Source organism: Kocuria nitroreducens, from assembly GCF_042879195.1.
GTDB lineage: Bacteria > Actinomycetota > Actinomycetes > Actinomycetales > Micrococcaceae > Kocuria > Kocuria nitroreducens.
Genome location: NZ_JBHZTC010000010.1, coordinates 89,692 through 105,260, shown reverse-complemented (window position 1 = coordinate 105,260; position 15,569 = coordinate 89,692). Strand labels below are relative to the sequence as shown.

The 15,569-nt window shown below is 74.1% G+C and carries 8 protein-coding genes and 3 pseudogenes; 4 read left to right on the top strand and 7 right to left on the bottom strand.

The window, feature by feature from the left end:
* Positions 1–34: 34 nt before the first annotated feature.
* Positions 35–1,036: a tRNA glutamyl-Q(34) synthetase GluQRS gene (gene gluQRS / locus ACFYE1_RS08865; RefSeq protein WP_387741940.1), complete on the top strand. Its 1,002-nt coding sequence runs from the start codon at positions 35–37 to the stop codon at positions 1,034–1,036.
* On the opposite strand, the pseudogene aceB reads toward gluQRS, so the two are convergent.
* Together aceB and aceA are read right to left on the bottom strand one after the other, a co-directional pair.
* Positions 958–2,633 (bottom strand): annotated as a pseudogene (gene aceB, locus ACFYE1_RS08860) (malate synthase A). The gene gluQRS and the pseudogene aceB overlap by 79 nt on opposite strands.
* A 134-nt stretch (positions 2,634–2,767) precedes the next feature.
* Positions 2,768–3,601 (bottom strand): annotated as a pseudogene (aceA, locus tag ACFYE1_RS08855) (isocitrate lyase); the annotation flags it as partial.
* Between aceA and ACFYE1_RS08850 the strand changes: the two are divergent.
* Positions 3,599–4,577 (top strand): annotated as a pseudogene (locus tag ACFYE1_RS08850) (XRE family transcriptional regulator); the annotation flags it as partial. The pseudogenes aceA and ACFYE1_RS08850 overlap by 3 nt on opposite strands.
* 173 nt (positions 4,578–4,750) lie before the next feature.
* Positions 4,751–6,247, top strand: a complete 1,497-nt coding sequence (gene putP, locus ACFYE1_RS08845) for a sodium/proline symporter PutP (RefSeq protein ID WP_387741939.1) — start codon at positions 4,751–4,753, stop codon at positions 6,245–6,247.
* A gap of 66 nt (positions 6,248–6,313) precedes the next feature.
* Here putP and ACFYE1_RS08840 read toward each other — a convergent pair whose 3' ends face one another.
* From ACFYE1_RS08840 to ACFYE1_RS08820, 5 genes are all read right to left on the bottom strand, one after another.
* Positions 6,314–7,282, bottom strand: a complete 969-nt coding sequence (locus ACFYE1_RS08840; RefSeq protein WP_387741937.1) for an L-lactate dehydrogenase — start codon at positions 7,280–7,282, stop codon at positions 6,314–6,316.
* Between the two features lie 109 nt (positions 7,283–7,391).
* Complete coding sequence (locus tag ACFYE1_RS08835; protein ID WP_387741936.1) at positions 7,392–9,368, bottom strand: penicillin-binding transpeptidase domain-containing protein; 1,977 nt, start codon at positions 9,366–9,368, stop codon at positions 7,392–7,394.
* A 172-nt stretch (positions 9,369–9,540) separates the two neighbouring features.
* Positions 9,541–10,503: an HpcH/HpaI aldolase/citrate lyase family protein gene (locus ACFYE1_RS08830; protein WP_387741934.1), complete on the bottom strand. Its 963-nt coding sequence runs from the start codon at positions 10,501–10,503 to the stop codon at positions 9,541–9,543.
* Positions 10,504–10,865: 362 nt separating this feature from the next.
* A complete protein-coding gene (hrpB, locus tag ACFYE1_RS08825; protein WP_387741932.1) occupies positions 10,866–13,451 on the bottom strand; it encodes an ATP-dependent helicase HrpB in 2,586 nt (861 codons plus the stop codon).
* A gap of 106 nt (positions 13,452–13,557) precedes the next feature.
* The gene (locus ACFYE1_RS08820; RefSeq protein ID WP_387741930.1) at positions 13,558–14,367 is read right to left on the bottom strand and encodes an alpha/beta fold hydrolase; all 810 of its coding nucleotides are present in this window, start codon (positions 14,365–14,367) and stop codon (positions 13,558–13,560) included.
* 189 nt (positions 14,368–14,556) lie between these two features.
* On the opposite strand from ACFYE1_RS08820, the gene ACFYE1_RS08815 reads away from it, so the two are divergent.
* Positions 14,557–15,531, top strand: coding sequence for a 1,4-dihydroxy-2-naphthoyl-CoA synthase (locus tag ACFYE1_RS08815; RefSeq protein ID WP_387741928.1), 975 nt, complete (start codon positions 14,557–14,559; stop codon positions 15,529–15,531).
* Positions 15,532–15,569: the final 38 nt, after the last annotated feature.

Sequence of the window (15,569 nt, the reverse complement as noted above, 5' to 3'; positions counted from 1 at the left end):
AGGGTACCGACCGCCGCTGGCTATCCTGACAACCATGACCACTTCGGCCCAGGACCGTGCGGACGGAGGCGCCGGCCGCTATGCTCCGTCCCCCTCAGGAGACCTCCACCTCGGCAATCTCCGCACGGCGCTGCTCGCGTGGGCCCTCGCGCGCTCGACGGGCCGGCGCTTCGTCCTGCGCGTCGAGGACATCGACCGGGTGCGGCCGGGGGCGGCCGAGCGGCAGCTCGCGGACCTCGCCCGGCTGGGCCTCGACTGGGACGGCCCGCCGCTGCTGCAGTCCACCCGGGAGCCCGCCCACCGGGCCGTGGTGGAGCGTCTCACCGCGGCGGGGCGCACCTACGAGTGCTACTGCACCCGCCGGGAGATCCAGGCGGCCGCGAGCGCGCCGCACGGGGCCCCGGGCGCCTACCCGGGCACGTGCCGGGACCTCGCTGACGCCGAGCGGGCGCGTCGCCGGCGCGAGCGGCCCCCCGCGGTGCGGCTGCGCGCGGACGTGCGCTGCCGCACCGTCGTAGACCGCTGGGCCGGGGCGTGCACGGGGCGCGTCGACGACTTCGTGCTGCTGCGCAACGACGGCCGCCCCGCCTACAACCTCGCGGTGGTCCTCGACGACGCCCACCAGGGCGTGGACCAGGTGGTCCGCGGCGACGACCTGCTGCCCTCCACCCCCCGGCAGGCCTACCTGGCCTCGGTGCTCGGCCTGGACGAGCCGGAGTGGGTGCACGTCCCACTCGTGCTCAATGCGCACGGGCAGCGCCTCGCCAAGCGCGACGGCGCCGTGACGCTCTCCGAGCTCGCGGCGGCGGACCTCCGCGCGGAGGAGGTGCTGGGCCGGCTGGCGGCGTCGCTGGGCCTGCCCGGCCCGGTCCGCACGGCGCAGGACGTCCTCGCCGTCTTCGACGAGGACGTCCTGACCCGGGACCCCTGGGTGGTCGACCCGGCCGGCTGGGCGCCTCAGGCGCGGACCCGGGACCGGGGGGCGACCTCCTCCGGGGCGTGCGGGTCCTCGGGCTCGGCCAGGAACCGCTCGTAGGCGAGGGTCGTCAGGAAGGCCGGGTAGTCGTCGCCCAGGGCGACGTCCTCGAAGATCGAGCGGGCCTCGTCGAAGCGGTCGCCCTCGGCGCGCTCGATCCGCGCGAACTCCTCCTCGACGAGCTCACCCACCCACTCCCCGGTGATCTCCTCGCCCCGGTCCGTGATCGCCCGGGAGTTGACCCACTGCCAGATCTGGGAGCGGGAGATCTCCGCCGCCGCGGCGTCCTCCATGAGCCCGTGGATGGCCACCGAGCCGTTGCCCCGTAGCCAGGCCTCGACGTATCGGATCCCGACCTCGACGTTGTTGCGGATCCCCGCCTCGGTGATCCTCCCCTCGGCCGAGGCGATATCGAGGAGCGCCCTGTCGTCGGGCACCACGTCCTCCGGCCTCCGGTCGAGCTGGTGGGGCCGCTCGCCGAGCACCTCGTCGAAGACCTCGCGGCACACGGGCACGAGGTCGGGGTGGGCCACCCAGGATCCGTCGAAGCCGTCGTGGGCCTCCCGCAGCTTGTCGGCGCGCACCTTTCCGATCGCGGTGCGGTTGACCTCCTCGTCCCGCCGGGAGGGGTTGAACGCGGCCATGCCGCCGATCGCCATGGCCTGCCGGCGGTGGCACGCCCGCACGAGCTGCTCGGTGTAGGCGCGCATGAACGGCTGGGTCATGGTCACGGCGTCGCGGTCCGGGAGGATGAAGCGGGGCCCGCGGGTCCGGAAGTTCTTGATGATCGAGAAGACGTAGTCCCAGCGCCCCGCGTTGAGCCCGGCGGCGTGCTCGCCGAGCTCCCAGAGGATCTCCTCCATCTCGAACGCGGCCGTGATCGTCTCGATCAGGACGGTGGCCCGGATGGTGCCGCGGTCCGCGCCGAGCACGGACTCGGCCCGGGTGAAGACGTCGTGCCACAGCCTCGCCTCGCGGTGGGACTCGGTCTTGGGCTGGTAGAAGTAGGGGCCGAGGCCCAGCTTTTTCAGCCGTCGGGCGTTGTGGAAGAAGTAGAGGCCGAAGTCCACCAGCGCCCCGGCGATCGGCTCGCCCCGCACGGACAGGTGCTTCTCCTCCAGGTGCCACCCGCGGGGGCGGACCACGATCGTGGGGTTGGCCCGCGGGTCCTTGTTCTTCAGGGCGTACCGCTTGCCGTCCGGGCTGGTGAACTCGATGGTCCCCTCGAGCGCGTCGACGAGGTTCAGCTGGTTGGTGACCACGTTCGTCCAGGGCGGCGTGTTGGCGTCCTCCATGTCCGCCAGCCACACCTTCGCCCCGGAGTTCAGCGCGTTGATCGTCATCTTCCGCTCGGTGGGACCGGTGATCTCCACGCGGCGGTCCTCGAGCCCGGGCGGGGCGGCGGGACCCGCCAGGAGTCGTCCTCGCGGATCGCCCTCGTCCCCGGCAGGAAGGTCGGGTCGGTGCCGCGGGCGATCGCCCGGCGCCGCTCCTCGCGGGTCCGCAGCAGCTCGCGCCGGCGCGGCTCGAACTCGCGGTGCAGGGCCGCCAGGAACCCGAGCGCATCGGGGGTGAGCACGCTGTCCTGCCGGGGCACGTGGTGACCGGAGAGGGTCACGCCGTTGATCGTCACGGGGTTGCTGGTCATGGTCATCATGGCTGGTTCCTCGCCTGAAGAGTGTTCTGCGGAGATCGGATGGGGCGGTTGCGGAGCGGGCCGGGGCGGATCGTCGTCGGAGGCGGCGCGGCCGGGGACCCCTGCGGGCCCCCGGCCGGTCGCGGCCGTCCGGGTCAGAACTGGGCGGTCTCGGTGGACCCGGCCAGCGCCGTGGTGGAGGACTCCGGGTTGAGGACCGTGGAGACCAGGTCGAAGTAGCCGGTGCCGACCTCGCGCTGGTGCCGGGTGGCGGTGTAGCCGCGCTCCTCGGCCGCGAACTCCCGCTCCTGTAGCTCCACGTAGGCCGTCATCTGGTGGCGGGCGTAGCCGTGGGCCAGGTCGAACATCGCGTAGTTCAGGGCGTGGAAGCCGGCCAGGGTGATGAACTGGAACTTGAAGCCCATCGCGCCCAGCTCCCGCTGGAACCTGGCGATCGTGGCGTCGTCCAGGTGCTTCTTCCAGTTGAAGGACGGCGAGCAGTTGTAGGCGAGCATCTGGTCGGGGTGCTCCGCGTGGATGCCCTCGGCGAACTTCCGGGCCAGCTCGAGGTCCGGGGTGCCGGTCTCCATCCACAGCAGGTCGGCGTACGGGGCGTACGCCCTGCCCCGGACGATGCAGGCCTCGAGGCCGTTGCGCACCTTGTAGTAGCCCTCCGCGGTACGCTCTCCCGTGACGAACGGCTTGTCGCGGTCGTCGACGTCCGAGGTGATCAGGGTGGCCGCCTCCGCGTCGGTGCGGGCGATGATCAGGGAGGGGACGTCGGCGACGTCCGCCGCGAGCCGGGCCGCGCTCAGGGTGCGGATGTGCTGCTGGGTGGGGATGAGCACCTTGCCTCCCAGGTGCCCGCACTTCTTCTCGGAGGCCAGCTGGTCCTCCCAGTGCACACCGGCCGCCCCGGCGGCGATCATGGACTTCATGAGCTCGTAGGCGTTGAGCGGACCGCCGAAGCCGGCCTCGGCGTCGGCCACTTCCCGGACCTGGAGCAGGCCGCCAAGGAGCTGCTGGTTCTGGGCGGCTGCTCCTCGGGTCCCGTGTCCAACTCCGTGATCTCCGAGATGGTGGGCGGGCTCGGCTACAGCATCCACCACGTCACCGACCTCCCGCACTCGACCCGTTCGGTGACGGACCTGCTCAACCGGCGGATCTACCTGGTGCAGAGCCCGCGGGCGGACCACGACCCCCGTGCGGTGCTGCTCCAGACCGTGGGTCACCAGGTGCTGGGCCACGAGCCGCCGAAGGACTACGCCGAGTTCCTCGCCCAGCGGGTGCAGACCAACTACTTCGCCACCGCGGTGATGCTGCCGGAGGACAAGACCGTCCCGTTCCTCCTCGAGGCGAAGAAGGACCGGGACCTGTTCCTCGAGGACCTCAAGGACCGCTTCGCCGTCTCCCACGAGACGGCGGGCCACCGCTTCACCAACCTTGCGACCCGGCACCTGGGCATCCGCACCCACTTCCACAAGGTGCACTCGTCCGGGGTGATCCACAAGGCCTACGAGAACGACGGCCTGGCGTTCCCCGCGGACCACACCGGGGCGATCGAGGGCCAGATGTCCTGCCGCCAGTGGTCCGGGCGCACCGTCTTCGACCAGCCCAACCAGTTCACGGCGTTCGCCCAGTACACGGACACGCCCTCCGGGACCTACTGGTGCTCCACGCGCACGGAGCTCTCGAGCCAGGGCGCGTTCTCGATCGGCGTGGGCGTCGCGTTGACCGACGCCCGCTGGTTCCGCGGCCGCGACACCCCGCACCGGACCGTGTCGACGTGCCCGGACCCCTCGTGCTGCCGACGCCCGCCCGCGGGGCTCAGCCGGGTGTGGGCGGGCCAGGCGTGGCCCAACACCCGGGCGCACTCGCACGTGCTGGCCGCTCTGCCGGAGGGGGCGCCCAGGGGTCGACGAGCGCCAGGTCTACGAGTTCCTGCAGGCGCACGACAACGCCTGAGGGGGCGCCCGGGGCGTCGGTGGGCCGTGCCCGGACCCGCGGCGGCCGGCCACCTGCACCTCCAGCGGCTGGCCACTGCCCGGGAACGCGCGTAAAGTCCCGTGGGACCCCCGTACCACCCACCTCCCTGGACGCTGCGCTCCACCGGGCCGGCGCCGGGCGGAAAGGACACCATGCCCCAGGAGATAGCCCAGACGATAGCGATCGTCATCTACTTCGCCGCCATGATCGCGATCGGGCTCTACGCCAACAGCAGGACGAAGAACCTCGACGACTACATGCTGGGCGGGCGCAACCTCAAGCCCGGCGTCGCCGCGCTCAGCGCCGGCGCCTCCGACATGTCCGGGTGGCTGCTCCTCGGCCTGCCGGGCGCAGTGTTCCTCTCCGGCCTGGTCGAGGCGTGGATCGCCATCGGGCTGATCATCGGCGCGTGGGTCAACTGGAAGTTCATCGCTCCCCGGCTGCGCTCCTACACGGAGGTCTCGCACAACTCGATCACCATCCCGTCCTTCCTGGACAACCGGCTCAAGAGCGGCTCCCGGCTGCTGCGCATCGTCTCCGGCCTGATCATCCTGGTGTTCTTCACGTTCTACGTCTCCTCCGGCATGGTCGCCGGCGGGCTGTTCTTCCAGTCCTCCTTCAGCTCCACCTACCACTCCGGGCTGCTCCTGGTCGTCGGCGTCACCATCGCCTGCACCCTCTTCGGCGGCTTCCTGGGCGCGACCTACACCGACGTGGCCCAGGGCATCCTCATGTTCATCGCCCTGCTCATGGTCCCGGTCGTCGGGCTCATCAATGTCGGCGGCTTCGGGCAGATGGCCGAGAACATCACGGCCGTGGACCCGGACGCCCTCTCGCTCGTGCGCGGCGCCACCGTGATCGGCGTGATCTCGGCCCTGGCCTGGGGCCTCGGCTACTTCGGCCAGCCCCACATCATCGTGCGCTTCATGGCCATGCGCTCCCCCTCGGACGCGAAGGCGGGCCGCCGGATCGGGCTGAGCTGGATGGTGCTGAGCGTCATCGGGGCGATCGCCACCGCCCTGGTGGGCCTCGCCTACTACGGCAATCGCCCCGACGAGAGCCCGACCGACCCCGAGTCCGTGTTCCTGGACCTCGCCCAGGTCTTCTTCCACCCGGTGATCGCGGGCTTCGTCCTGGCCGCGGTGCTGGCGGCGATCATGTCCACGGTGTCCTCCCAGCTCATCGTCTCCTCCTCCGCGCTGGTGGAGGACCTCTACAAGCTCACCGTCAAGGAGGCCCCCTCCGAGCGCAAGCAGGTGTGGATGGGGCGCGCGGGCGTGGCCGCCGTCGCCGTCGTGGCCACGTTCCTGGCCTGGGAGCAGAACAACACGATCCTCGGCCTCGTGGCCTTCGCGTGGGCGGGCTTCGGCGCCTCGTTCGGCCCGATCGTGATCCTGTCCCTGTTCTGGCGCAAGCTGACCAACCTGGGCGCGATCACCGGCATGGTCCTGGGCGCGGTCACCGTGTTCGCGTGGACCGTGACGCCGTGGGCCGACCTCTACGAGATCATCCCCGGCTTCGTCGTGTGCCTCGTGAGCGCGATGCTGGTCTCGAAGGCCACGTACCGGCGCGACGAGGACGTCGAGCGCGAGTTCGACGACGCCGTGCGCCTCACCCACGCGGCGCAGGACGAGATGGCCGCCCGCTGACCTCTCCCGCTGCAGCACCGGGGCCCGTTCCGCACGCCGGGACGGGCCCCGGTGCTGTTCCGGGGGTCAGTACCCGATCGTGGCCACGGTGGCCCGGATCGCCTCGGCGGAGCGGTGCAGCATGGCCTGCTCCTGCTCGTCCATGGGCACGACCAGGCGTTCGACGACGCCCCGGCGCGCGACGACCGACGGCACGGACAGGGCGACCCCGCTGATCCCCCGGTAGTCGTCGAGGACCGTGGAGACGGGCAGCACGGCGTGCTCGTCGCGCAGCACGGCCTCGGCCACCCGCGCCCCGGCCAGGCCGATCGCGTAGTTGGTGGCGCCCTTGCCCTGGATCACCGTGTACGCCGCGTTGATCGTCCGGTGCGTGATCTCGTCCAGCCGCTCGTCGGTGAACGGCCGGCGGCCCCCGACCGTCCAGTCCCGCAGCGGGATCTGCCCGATGTTCGCGTTCGACCACAGGGGGAACTCGGTGTCCCCGTGCTCGCCGACGATCGTGGCGTGCACGCTTGTGGTGGACACCCCGCCCTCCTCGGCCAGCAGCCACCTCAGCCGGGAGGTGTCCAGCACGGTCCCGGAGGACATCACCCGCTCGGGGGGCAGCCCGGTGAGCTTCTGCGCGATGACCGTGAGGACGTCGCACGGATTGGTCACCAGCACGTACACGGCCCCGGGCGCCTGCTCCACCAGGCGCGGCATCAGCTGCTCGAGGATCGCGGCGTTGGCGCCCGCCAGCTCCATCCGGGTCTGGCCGGGCTGCTGCTTGGCCCCGGCGGTCACGAAGACGACGTCCGAGCCGGCCAGCACGGCGATGTCGTCGGAGCCGGTCACCCGGGAGCTGGGGGTGAACATGGCCCCGTGGGCCAGGTCCAGGCCCTCGGCACGGACCCGGTCCCCGGCCAGGTCGTAGAGGGCCACCTCCTGCGCGACGCCCTTGATGAGGACCGCGTAGGCCAGGGACGAGCCGACGGAGCCGGCGCCGACCACGCCGATCTTGGTCCTCGCGGGGCTGGTGGGCACGGATTCGGGCACGGGGAGCTCCTGACGGGTTCGGCGGTCCGCGACGGCGGACGGTGGACTTCCATCCTGGGCCAGCGGCGCGGGCAGCGGAAGGCCCTGGGGCGCCGTGTCGAGGCGCGCCTCAGCCGGCGCGGGACGCGGCGGCCGCAGCCAGGAAGTCCCGCATGATGGGACCGCCGGTGACCGAGCCCAGGTCACCGTCCTCCACGAAGACCGCCACGGCGAGGTCCTCGTGCTCGGCGATCACCCAGGAGTGGGTCCGGGGCGGCTCCTCGTCGCCGAACTCGGCCGTGCCGGTCTTGCCGATCGCGGTGTCCGGCTCGAGCTCCTGGAGCACGCCCAGGTGTCCGGACGAGACGACGGCCCGCATCATCGTGCGCAGCTGCTCCGCCTCCTCGTCGGTCAGGGGCTCCGCCGGGCCGGGCCCGGCCGTGGCGTCCTCCTCGAGGACGCCCTCGGTGCTGACCAGCCGGGGGGTGACGAGCTGTCCGGCGGCGACCGAGGCGGTGAGGTTCGCCATGCTCAGCGGGGACACCAGCGTGCGGCCCTGCCCGAACATGGCCAGGGCGTGCTGGGCCGGGTCCTCCTCCTCGGGGACGGAGCCGGAGAACACCGGCACCCCGAGGTCCGTCCCGGCGCCGATGCCGAGCGCGGCCGCGGCCTCGGCCAGTTCCGCCTGGCTGATCCGGTCGTGCTGGTCCACGAAGCTGGTGTTGCAGGAGTGGGCGAGGGCCTCGGTGAGCGTGATGGACCCGGTGAACTCGGCCGGGTAGGACTCGACGTTGTCGATCCGCACGCCCGCCGCGGTCGTGGACGGCGGGCACGGCACGACGGTCCCGGGGGTGTCGCCCTTCCGGAGCATCCCCAGGGAGGTGACCACCTTGAAGGTGGAGCCCGGCGCGTACTGGCCCAGCAGCGCGGTGGAGTAGCCCTCGGAGCCGGGTCCGTTGGCCGACACGACGAGCTCGCCCGTGGAGGGCCGGACCGCCACGACGGCGGACGGGGACTCGATCCCGTCCAGCAGCTCCTCGGTGGTGGACTGGAGCCCGCGGTCCAGGGTCAGCGCGACCGGCTCCCCGGCCTGCGGAGGCACCTCGAACAGCGGCTCGCCAGCGGTCGTCGCCTCCTCCCCGATCTCCTCGACGACGACGCCGGGCGTGCCGCGCAGCCGGTCGTCGAAGCGCTCCTGCACTCCCCCGCGGCCGATCGTCGCTCCGGGGGCGAGCTCCCCGCCGGAGTCCGCCACGTCCTCGGCCGTCGCCTCGGCCACCCCGCCCAGGAGGTCGGCGGCGAAGCCTCGGGCCGGGGCCAAGGGCATCTCGTCCTCGACCACGCGCAGCCCCGGGACGGCGGCCGTCTGCTCGGCGTCCAGCTCCCGGAAGTCCTCCTCCCGCAGCGGCAGGGCCTCTACGAACGCCTCGGGCCCGGCCTGCTCGACGGCCTCGGCGTAGGCGTCGGCGTCGAGGTCCACGGCCGCGGCGAGCCGGCGCGCCGCCTCCCCCGGGTCCGCCCCGTCCAGCTGCGACCGGTCGATGCCCACCCGCCGGATCGGCCGCTCCGTCACCAGCGTCTCGCCGTCCGCCCCGAGGACGTCCCCGCGGTCCGCGGCCACCGTCCGGGCGCGCAGGGCCTCCCCGTCCTCCAGGCCCGGCCGCACCACGGCCGGGGACCACTCGGGGGCCCACTCGTCGGACCCGGTCCGGACCAGCGGGAGGACCGAGTCGTACCCCCAGTCCTGCTCCGCTCCCGGGAGGTCCCACGACCAGGACAGGGTGGCCTCGCGCCGCCCCTCCTCCCCGGCGTCCTCGACCGCGGTGACCTCGACGGCCGGGACGGCCTCTCCCAGGCCCGCGGTGATGCGCTCGTACTGCGCCTGGGCGGAGCCGCCCTGGACGTCCCCGAAGGACAGCTCCTCCACGCTGCCCGCGCTCAGGGCCGCGGCGACCCGCTCGGCGGCCTCCCGTCCGCCGTCGGGGGAGAGCGCCGAGCAGCCGCCGGCGAGGAAACAGGCGGACAGGGCGATCGGGACGGCCGTCCTCGGCCACCGGTGGAGGGGCCGGGACGCCGGGGGCTGCGGGGCGGGGCGGAAGGTCTGCACGCTACCGAATCTAGTCCGGCCACCCCGCCCGGCCCAGGCCGGGCGGGGTGGCCGGACACGGACGGACCGGGAGGTGCCGTGGCTGCACGGCACCTCCCGGTCCGTCGGACGCGTCGGGAGGGGGTGCGCTCCCGCGTGGTGAGGGGCCGGGTTCCGGCCCCTCACCACCGGATCAGCAGTGGTACGTGTCGGTCGGCGCCTCGAAGTGGACGTCGTAGCCCTCGGGGACGCTCAGGCCGAAGGCGCCGGCCAGGCCCAGGATCTTCTTGGCGCGGGCGAGGCGCGGCAGGTCGGAGCCGTTGCGGATCTCCCCGCCGTCGGCGTCGAACTCCTGGAGGAACTCGCCGGCCCAGGACAGCTCGGACAGGGACGGGCTCAGGCCCTCGTTGACCGTGGCGGTCTGCTCCGGCATCAGGCACAACTTGCCCGTCATGCCGAACTCCAGGGTCACGGCCGTGGCCTCGGCGAGCTTGGGACCGAGAGCCCCGACGGCGGGCCCGTCGATGGGCCCGGGGAGGTTGGCCGCCCGGGAGGCGATGGTGAACTGCGAGCGCGTGTAGGCCAGCGTCATGGGGTTCTCGCCGAAGCCCGTGTCGCGCCGGAAGTCGCCCAGCCCGAAGCCGAGGCGGTACGTGGAGCGGGCTCCGGCGATGGCCTGCAGGTGCTGCACGCCGCGGGCCGTCTCGACGAGCGCGACGATCCTCGTGTCCTTGAGCAGCTCCGCGGTGCGGGTGACGTGCTCCGGGGACTCGACCATGGCCAGCATGACGCCGTCGAGGCCGCGGACGCCGGCGAGCGCCCGGAGGTCCTCCTCCCACCACTGGGTGCCGAAGCCGTTGACCCGCACCCACGCGTGGTGCTGCTCGCCGTGCTCGTCCGTGGCGTCCAGCCAGCTGATGACGTTGCGGCGGGCCCGCTCCTTGTCCTTGGGCGCCACGGAGTCCTCGATGTCGAGGACGACGACGTCGGCCGCGCTCGCCCGGGCCGCCGCGAACCGCTCGGGCTGGGCGCCGTTGACGAGCAGCCAGGAGCGGGCGAGCTCCGGGCCGACCGCGGGAGCGGTGACCTGGGGAACCAGCGGCAGGGACGAGGTGGTCGGGGTCGTCGACGAGGTCTCGATCGAGGTGGCAGTCATGAGGGCGTACCCGTTCTCCGTGAGGTGCAGCGAGCTGCGCTGCGAGAAGTGTGCCGGAGCACCTGTGCGGGGAGGGCAGGTGCTGCCCGGCGGAACCGTGCCCGGTGCCGGAACCGCGGGAACGATCGCGTCGCGGGGGTCCGGCCGGTGCGTGCCTCGGGCCGGGGATCGCGAGGTGGGCGAGCCGGTCCGTGCGCGCTGGATCAACGCGCTCGGCAGGTGCGGTGAGCCCACCGTAACCCAGATCACAGGAGGGCGCCACTCAGCGTGCGCAGGCCCGGGGCCCGGGGACGCGGTGCGGGGACCGGGCTCAGGAACGGGACGCGAGCGCCGGGCCCGGGAGACGGGCTCGGCAGACGGGGTCAGGTGCGGCGCGCGGTGCGGGCGGTGGCGGGCGCGGTCCAGGGGTCCTCGGGCCAGGGGTGCCTGGGGTAGCGGCCGCGCATCTCGGCGCGCACCTGGGCGTAGGGACCGGACCAGAACGAGGCGAGGTCGTCGGTCACGGCCAGCGGCCGCCCCGCCGGGGAGAGCAGGTGGAAGAGGACCGGGACCCGGCCGTCGGCGACCGTCGGGGACGCCGCCCACCCGAAGCACTCCTGGAGCTTGACGCTGACCACGGGCCGGCCGGCGGGGTCGTCGGCGGCCGGGTAGTCGATCCGGGCCCGGGAGCCGCTGGCCACGACGAGCCGCTCGGGCGCGAGCTCGTCGAGGCGGGCGGCCTCCGGCCACGGGAGCAGCCGCCGCAGGGGCGCGGCGAGGTCGACCCGGGCACCGCCGGCGAGGGCGCCGAGCTCGGGGGCGAGCCACTCGTCGAGACGGTCGAGCAGAGCGGTGTCGGCCATGTCGGGCCACGGGTCCCCCAGCCGGTGGCGGAGCAGCGCGAGCCGGCGCCGGAGCCGGTCCGCGCCGTCCGACCAGCCGAGCAGGCCGAGGCCCTGCTCGGCCAGGGCGGCGCGCACCGCGTCGCGGGCCGCCTCCGGCGTGGGCGGCACGGGTGTCGCGGACAGCTCGATCGCCCCGAGCGCACGGACCCGGCGGGCGCTCGCCCGCCCGTTCTCGAACCGGGTGCGGACCTCGTCGGTGAGCAGGTGCTCGGCGCAGCGCTGGGCGAGGGCACGGTCGAGCGCCGCCGCGGCGCGCACCACCGCGCCGGTCCCGGCGGCGGCCTGACCGGCCGCCCGGGTGACGTCGGCGACGGCCAGCCACTCGTGGCCCGCCAGGCCGCTCCCCGGGACCAAGCCCGCGCGGGTCCCGGAGGCGAGCAGATACGTGTCCCCCACCTTCCGGGCGACCCGCTGCGGCAGGGCCAGCGCCACGACGGCACCGGCCACGAGCTCGGCCGGGACGTCCCCGGCCGGCGGCGGCACCGGCGGCTCGTGCGGTCCGGCGACCGGCGGGTCCGTGGCGATCCGCTCCAGGCGCCGGGCCTCGTCGGCCCAGCGGCGGGCGTCCGGGGCCCGTCCGGAGCGCAGGTCGGCGAGCAGGCGGGACAGGTCCCCGCCGGGCGGGCGGTGGTCGTCCGAGACCATTGCGACGACCTCGGCCGCCGGCCGGGCGCCCACCGTGCGGGCGCCGTCGAGCAGGCCGCGGGCCAGGCGCGGGTCCACGGGCACCGCCGCGAGCAGCCGCCCGGTGGCGGTGGCCCGGCCGTCGTCGTCGAGCGCCCCGAGCCCGTGCAGGACGGCGACGGCGTCGGCCAGGGCCGGTGCGGGCAGCGGGTCCGGCAGGGGCAGGCCCCGTCCGCCGGGAGCGCCCCAGCAGGCGAGCAGCAGGGCGGCGCCGGTGAGGTCGGCGGCCGCGAGCTCGGGGGTGCGGTGGTGGGGCATCGCGGCCCAGGTCCGCTCGTCGTAGCAGCGCACGACCTCCCCGGGTCCGAGCCGGGCGGCACGGCCCGCCCGTTGCTCGGCCGAGGCCCGCGAGGCCGCGACCGTGACCAGGCCCGTCATGCCGCGTCCCGAGTCGCGGCGGGGCTCCCGGGACAGCCCGGAGTCGACCACGAGGCGCACGCCCGGCACCGTCAGGGAGGACTCGGCCAGGGCCGTGGAGACGACCACGCGCGGCGGGTCCCCCGGTCGGCGTCCCGAGGTCGCCCGGTCCTGCTCGGCGGCCCCGACCCGGCCGTGCAGCTCGAGCACCTCGGTCCCGCGACAGGTCTCCCGCAGCCGCCGGGCGACCTGCGCGACCTCCCACGCCCCGGGGACGAACACGAGCGCGTCCGTGGCGACGTCCCGGGACAGCGCCTGCGTGTGGGCGTCGGCCGCGGTCCGGGCGACGTGGTCGAGGAACGGGCGGGTGACCCCGCGGTCGTCGGTGCGCCGTCCGGGCGCCGGGGCCCACCGGACCGTGAGCGGGTGGAGGGCTGCGGGGCAGTCGACCACCGGGGCCGGGGCGCCCCCACCCAGCAGGCCGGCGAAGCGAGGGGCGTCGAGGGTCGCGGACATCGCGACGAGCACCAGGTCCTCGCGCAGCTGCCGCACCTCGGCCAGCATGCCGACGAGCAGGTCCGACTCGAGGCCGCGCTCGTGGACCTCGTCGAGGACCACGGCCCCCACCCCGGGCAGGCCGGGGTCCTGCAGCAGCCGGCGCAGGAGCACCCCCGGGGTGACGAACTCGACGAGCGTGCGGGCCCCGGTGCGCCGGTCGCCGCGCACCGTGTGGCCCACCAGCTCGCCCACGCGGGTCCCGGCCAGGTGCGCGAGCCGGCGGGCCGCCGAGCGCGCGGCGACCCGCCGGGGCTGGGTGACGACCACCCGGCCGGGCCCGGAGCCCCCGGCCTGCTCGTGCAGCAGGTCGGCGGCGAGCGGGGGCACCAGGGTGGTCTTGCCGGTGCCGGGCGGGGCCTGCACCACCGCGACACCGCCGGCCAGCGCCGCGCGGAGCTCGCCGAGCACCCCGGCGACCGGCAGTCCGGTGCCGATCCGGGCGAGGTCGAAGGGGACGGAGCTCATCGTCCCAGTCTCCCACCGGAACAGGGGGCCGGTCGTCGTGGTCCGGCGGCTGCCGCCCCCGCCGGACCACCGTCCGGGACGGCCGTGCTCCGCGCGGGGAAGGCGGTCAGTTCCCGGTGTGCGCCAGGAACCCGCGCAGCACCTCGACGAACTTCTCCGGCGCCTGCGAGTGGACCCAGTGGCCGGCCTCGCGGATCGTCACCCGGTGCGTCCTGGGGAACAGGCAGCGCATGACCGCTGCGTGCTCGTCGCGGACGTAGTCCGAGAGCCCGCCGGCGACCCAGAGGACGGGTCCCTCGTAGACGGCGTCCCCGGTGTCGGGGAAGCTGCCGATGGTGTCCAGGCTCGACCGCAGGAGCTCGAGGTTCGGCTCCCAGGAGAGCCCCTCCTTGCCGCGGCGCAGGTTCTGCAGCAGGAAGCTCCGGGTGGTGTCCTGCGGGATGGGCTCCATGAGGGCCTCGTCCGCGTCCGAGCGGCGCTCGACGACCGTGAGGTCCACGGCGGCGAGGCTGTCGAGCAGGTGTGCGAATTCGCCCTCGCCGCCACCGGTCCGGGCGGGAGCGATGTCCACCACCACGAGCCGGGAGACGAGATCCGGGTGTCGCAGCGCCAGCACCATGGCCACCTTGCCGCCGAGGGAGTGCCCGACGACGGCGACCGGTCCCTCCGAGGCGAGATCGTCGCGCAGGGTCTCGGCCACGGAGTCCGCCATCTGCTCGTAGTCCACCCGGTCCGTCCACTCGGACCGTCCGTGATTGGGCAGATCCACCAGCAGGCTCCGGAAGTCCGGCTGGAGGTCCTTGGCGATCCGGGTGAAGTTCTTGCCCCGGCCGAACAGGCCGTGCAGGAAGACGACGGGGGCGCCGTCGTCCCCGACGGGGGTCGTGTGCAGGGTGCTCGTCCGGAAGTCTGCCATCCTCCGAGCTTAGCCACCTCCCGGCACCTCCGTCCCCTGCGGCGGACGAGGTGGTCCCGGAGCGGGCCGGGGTCACCGCCGCGTCCGACAGGCGCCTGACCGGGCAGCGGCCGTGCCCCGCCGTCGTCGCTCCGGCGTCGCCGTCCCCCGCGAGTGGCCGGCCGGATCCGCCGTCGTAGACTCGGGAGCGTGACCGACACCTCCCGCACCCCCGGCAGCGACCTCCCCGAGCGGGTCTCGGAGCTCTTCGACCCTGCGCAGTGGCGGACGGTCGAGGGTTTCCAGGACCTGCAGGACCTCACCTACCACCGCGGCGTGGAGCGGGACCCGGACGGCGCGGTCGTGCGGGACCTGCCCTGGGTGCGGATCGCCTTCGACCGCCCGGAGGTGCGCAACGCCTTCCGGCCGGGAACCGTCGACGAGCTCTACCGCGTGCTCGACCACGCGCGGATGACGTCCGACGTGGGCGCCGTGGTGCTCACCGGCAACGGACCCTCCCCCAGGGACGGCGGCTGGGCGTTCTGCTCCGGCGGGGACCAGCGCATCCGCGGCCGCGACGGCTACCGCTACGCCGAGGGCGAGACCGCGGAGAGCATCGACCCGGCCCGCGCCGGGCGGCTGCACATCCTCGAGGTGCAGCGCCTGATCCGCACCATGCCCAAGGTGGTCATCGCCGCCGTCCCGGGCTGGGCCGCGGGCGGCGGGCACTCCCTGCACGTGGTCTGCGACCTGACGATCGCCTCCCGGGAGCACGGGAGGTTCAAGCAGACGGACGCCACCGTGGGCTCCTTCGACGCCGGCTACGGCTCCGCGCTGCTGGCCCGGCAGGTGGGGCAGAAGGCGGCCCGCGAGATCTTCTTCCTCGCCCGGGAGTACGACGCGCAGCGGATGTTCGAGATGGGCGCGGTCAACGAGGTCGTCCCGCACGCGGAGCTGGAGAACGCGGCGATGGCCGCCGCCCGGGACGTGGCGGCCCAGTCCCCGCAGGCGATCCGGATGCTGAAGTTCGCGTTCAACCTGCCCGACGACGGGATGGTCGGCCAGCAGGTCTTCGCGGGCGAGGCGACCCGCATGGCGTACATGACCGACGAGGCCGTCGAGGGCCGGGACGCGTTCCTGGGCAAGCGCGACCCCGACTGGTCCGGCTTCCCCTACTACTTCTAGGCCGCCTGCCGCCGCGCCACAACCTGTTCTGCGGGTCA

What these genes read in the sequence shown, in the direction of transcription:
- gluQRS (WP_387741940.1), top strand. Translation starts at nt 35, where the DNA reads ATGACCACTTCGGCCCAGGACCGTGCGGACGGAGGCGCCGGCCGCTAT.
- putP (WP_387741939.1), top strand. Translation starts at nt 4,751, where the DNA reads ATGCCCCAGGAGATAGCCCAGACGATAGCGATCGTCATCTACTTCGCC.
- ACFYE1_RS08830 (WP_387741934.1), bottom strand. Translation starts at nt 10,503, where the DNA reads ATGACTGCCACCTCGATCGAGACCTCGTCGACGACCCCGACCACCTCG.
- hrpB (WP_387741932.1), bottom strand. Translation starts at nt 13,451, where the DNA reads ATGAGCTCCGTCCCCTTCGACCTCGCCCGGATCGGCACCGGACTGCCG.
- ACFYE1_RS08820 (WP_387741930.1), bottom strand. Translation starts at nt 14,367, where the DNA reads ATGGCAGACTTCCGGACGAGCACCCTGCACACGACCCCCGTCGGGGAC.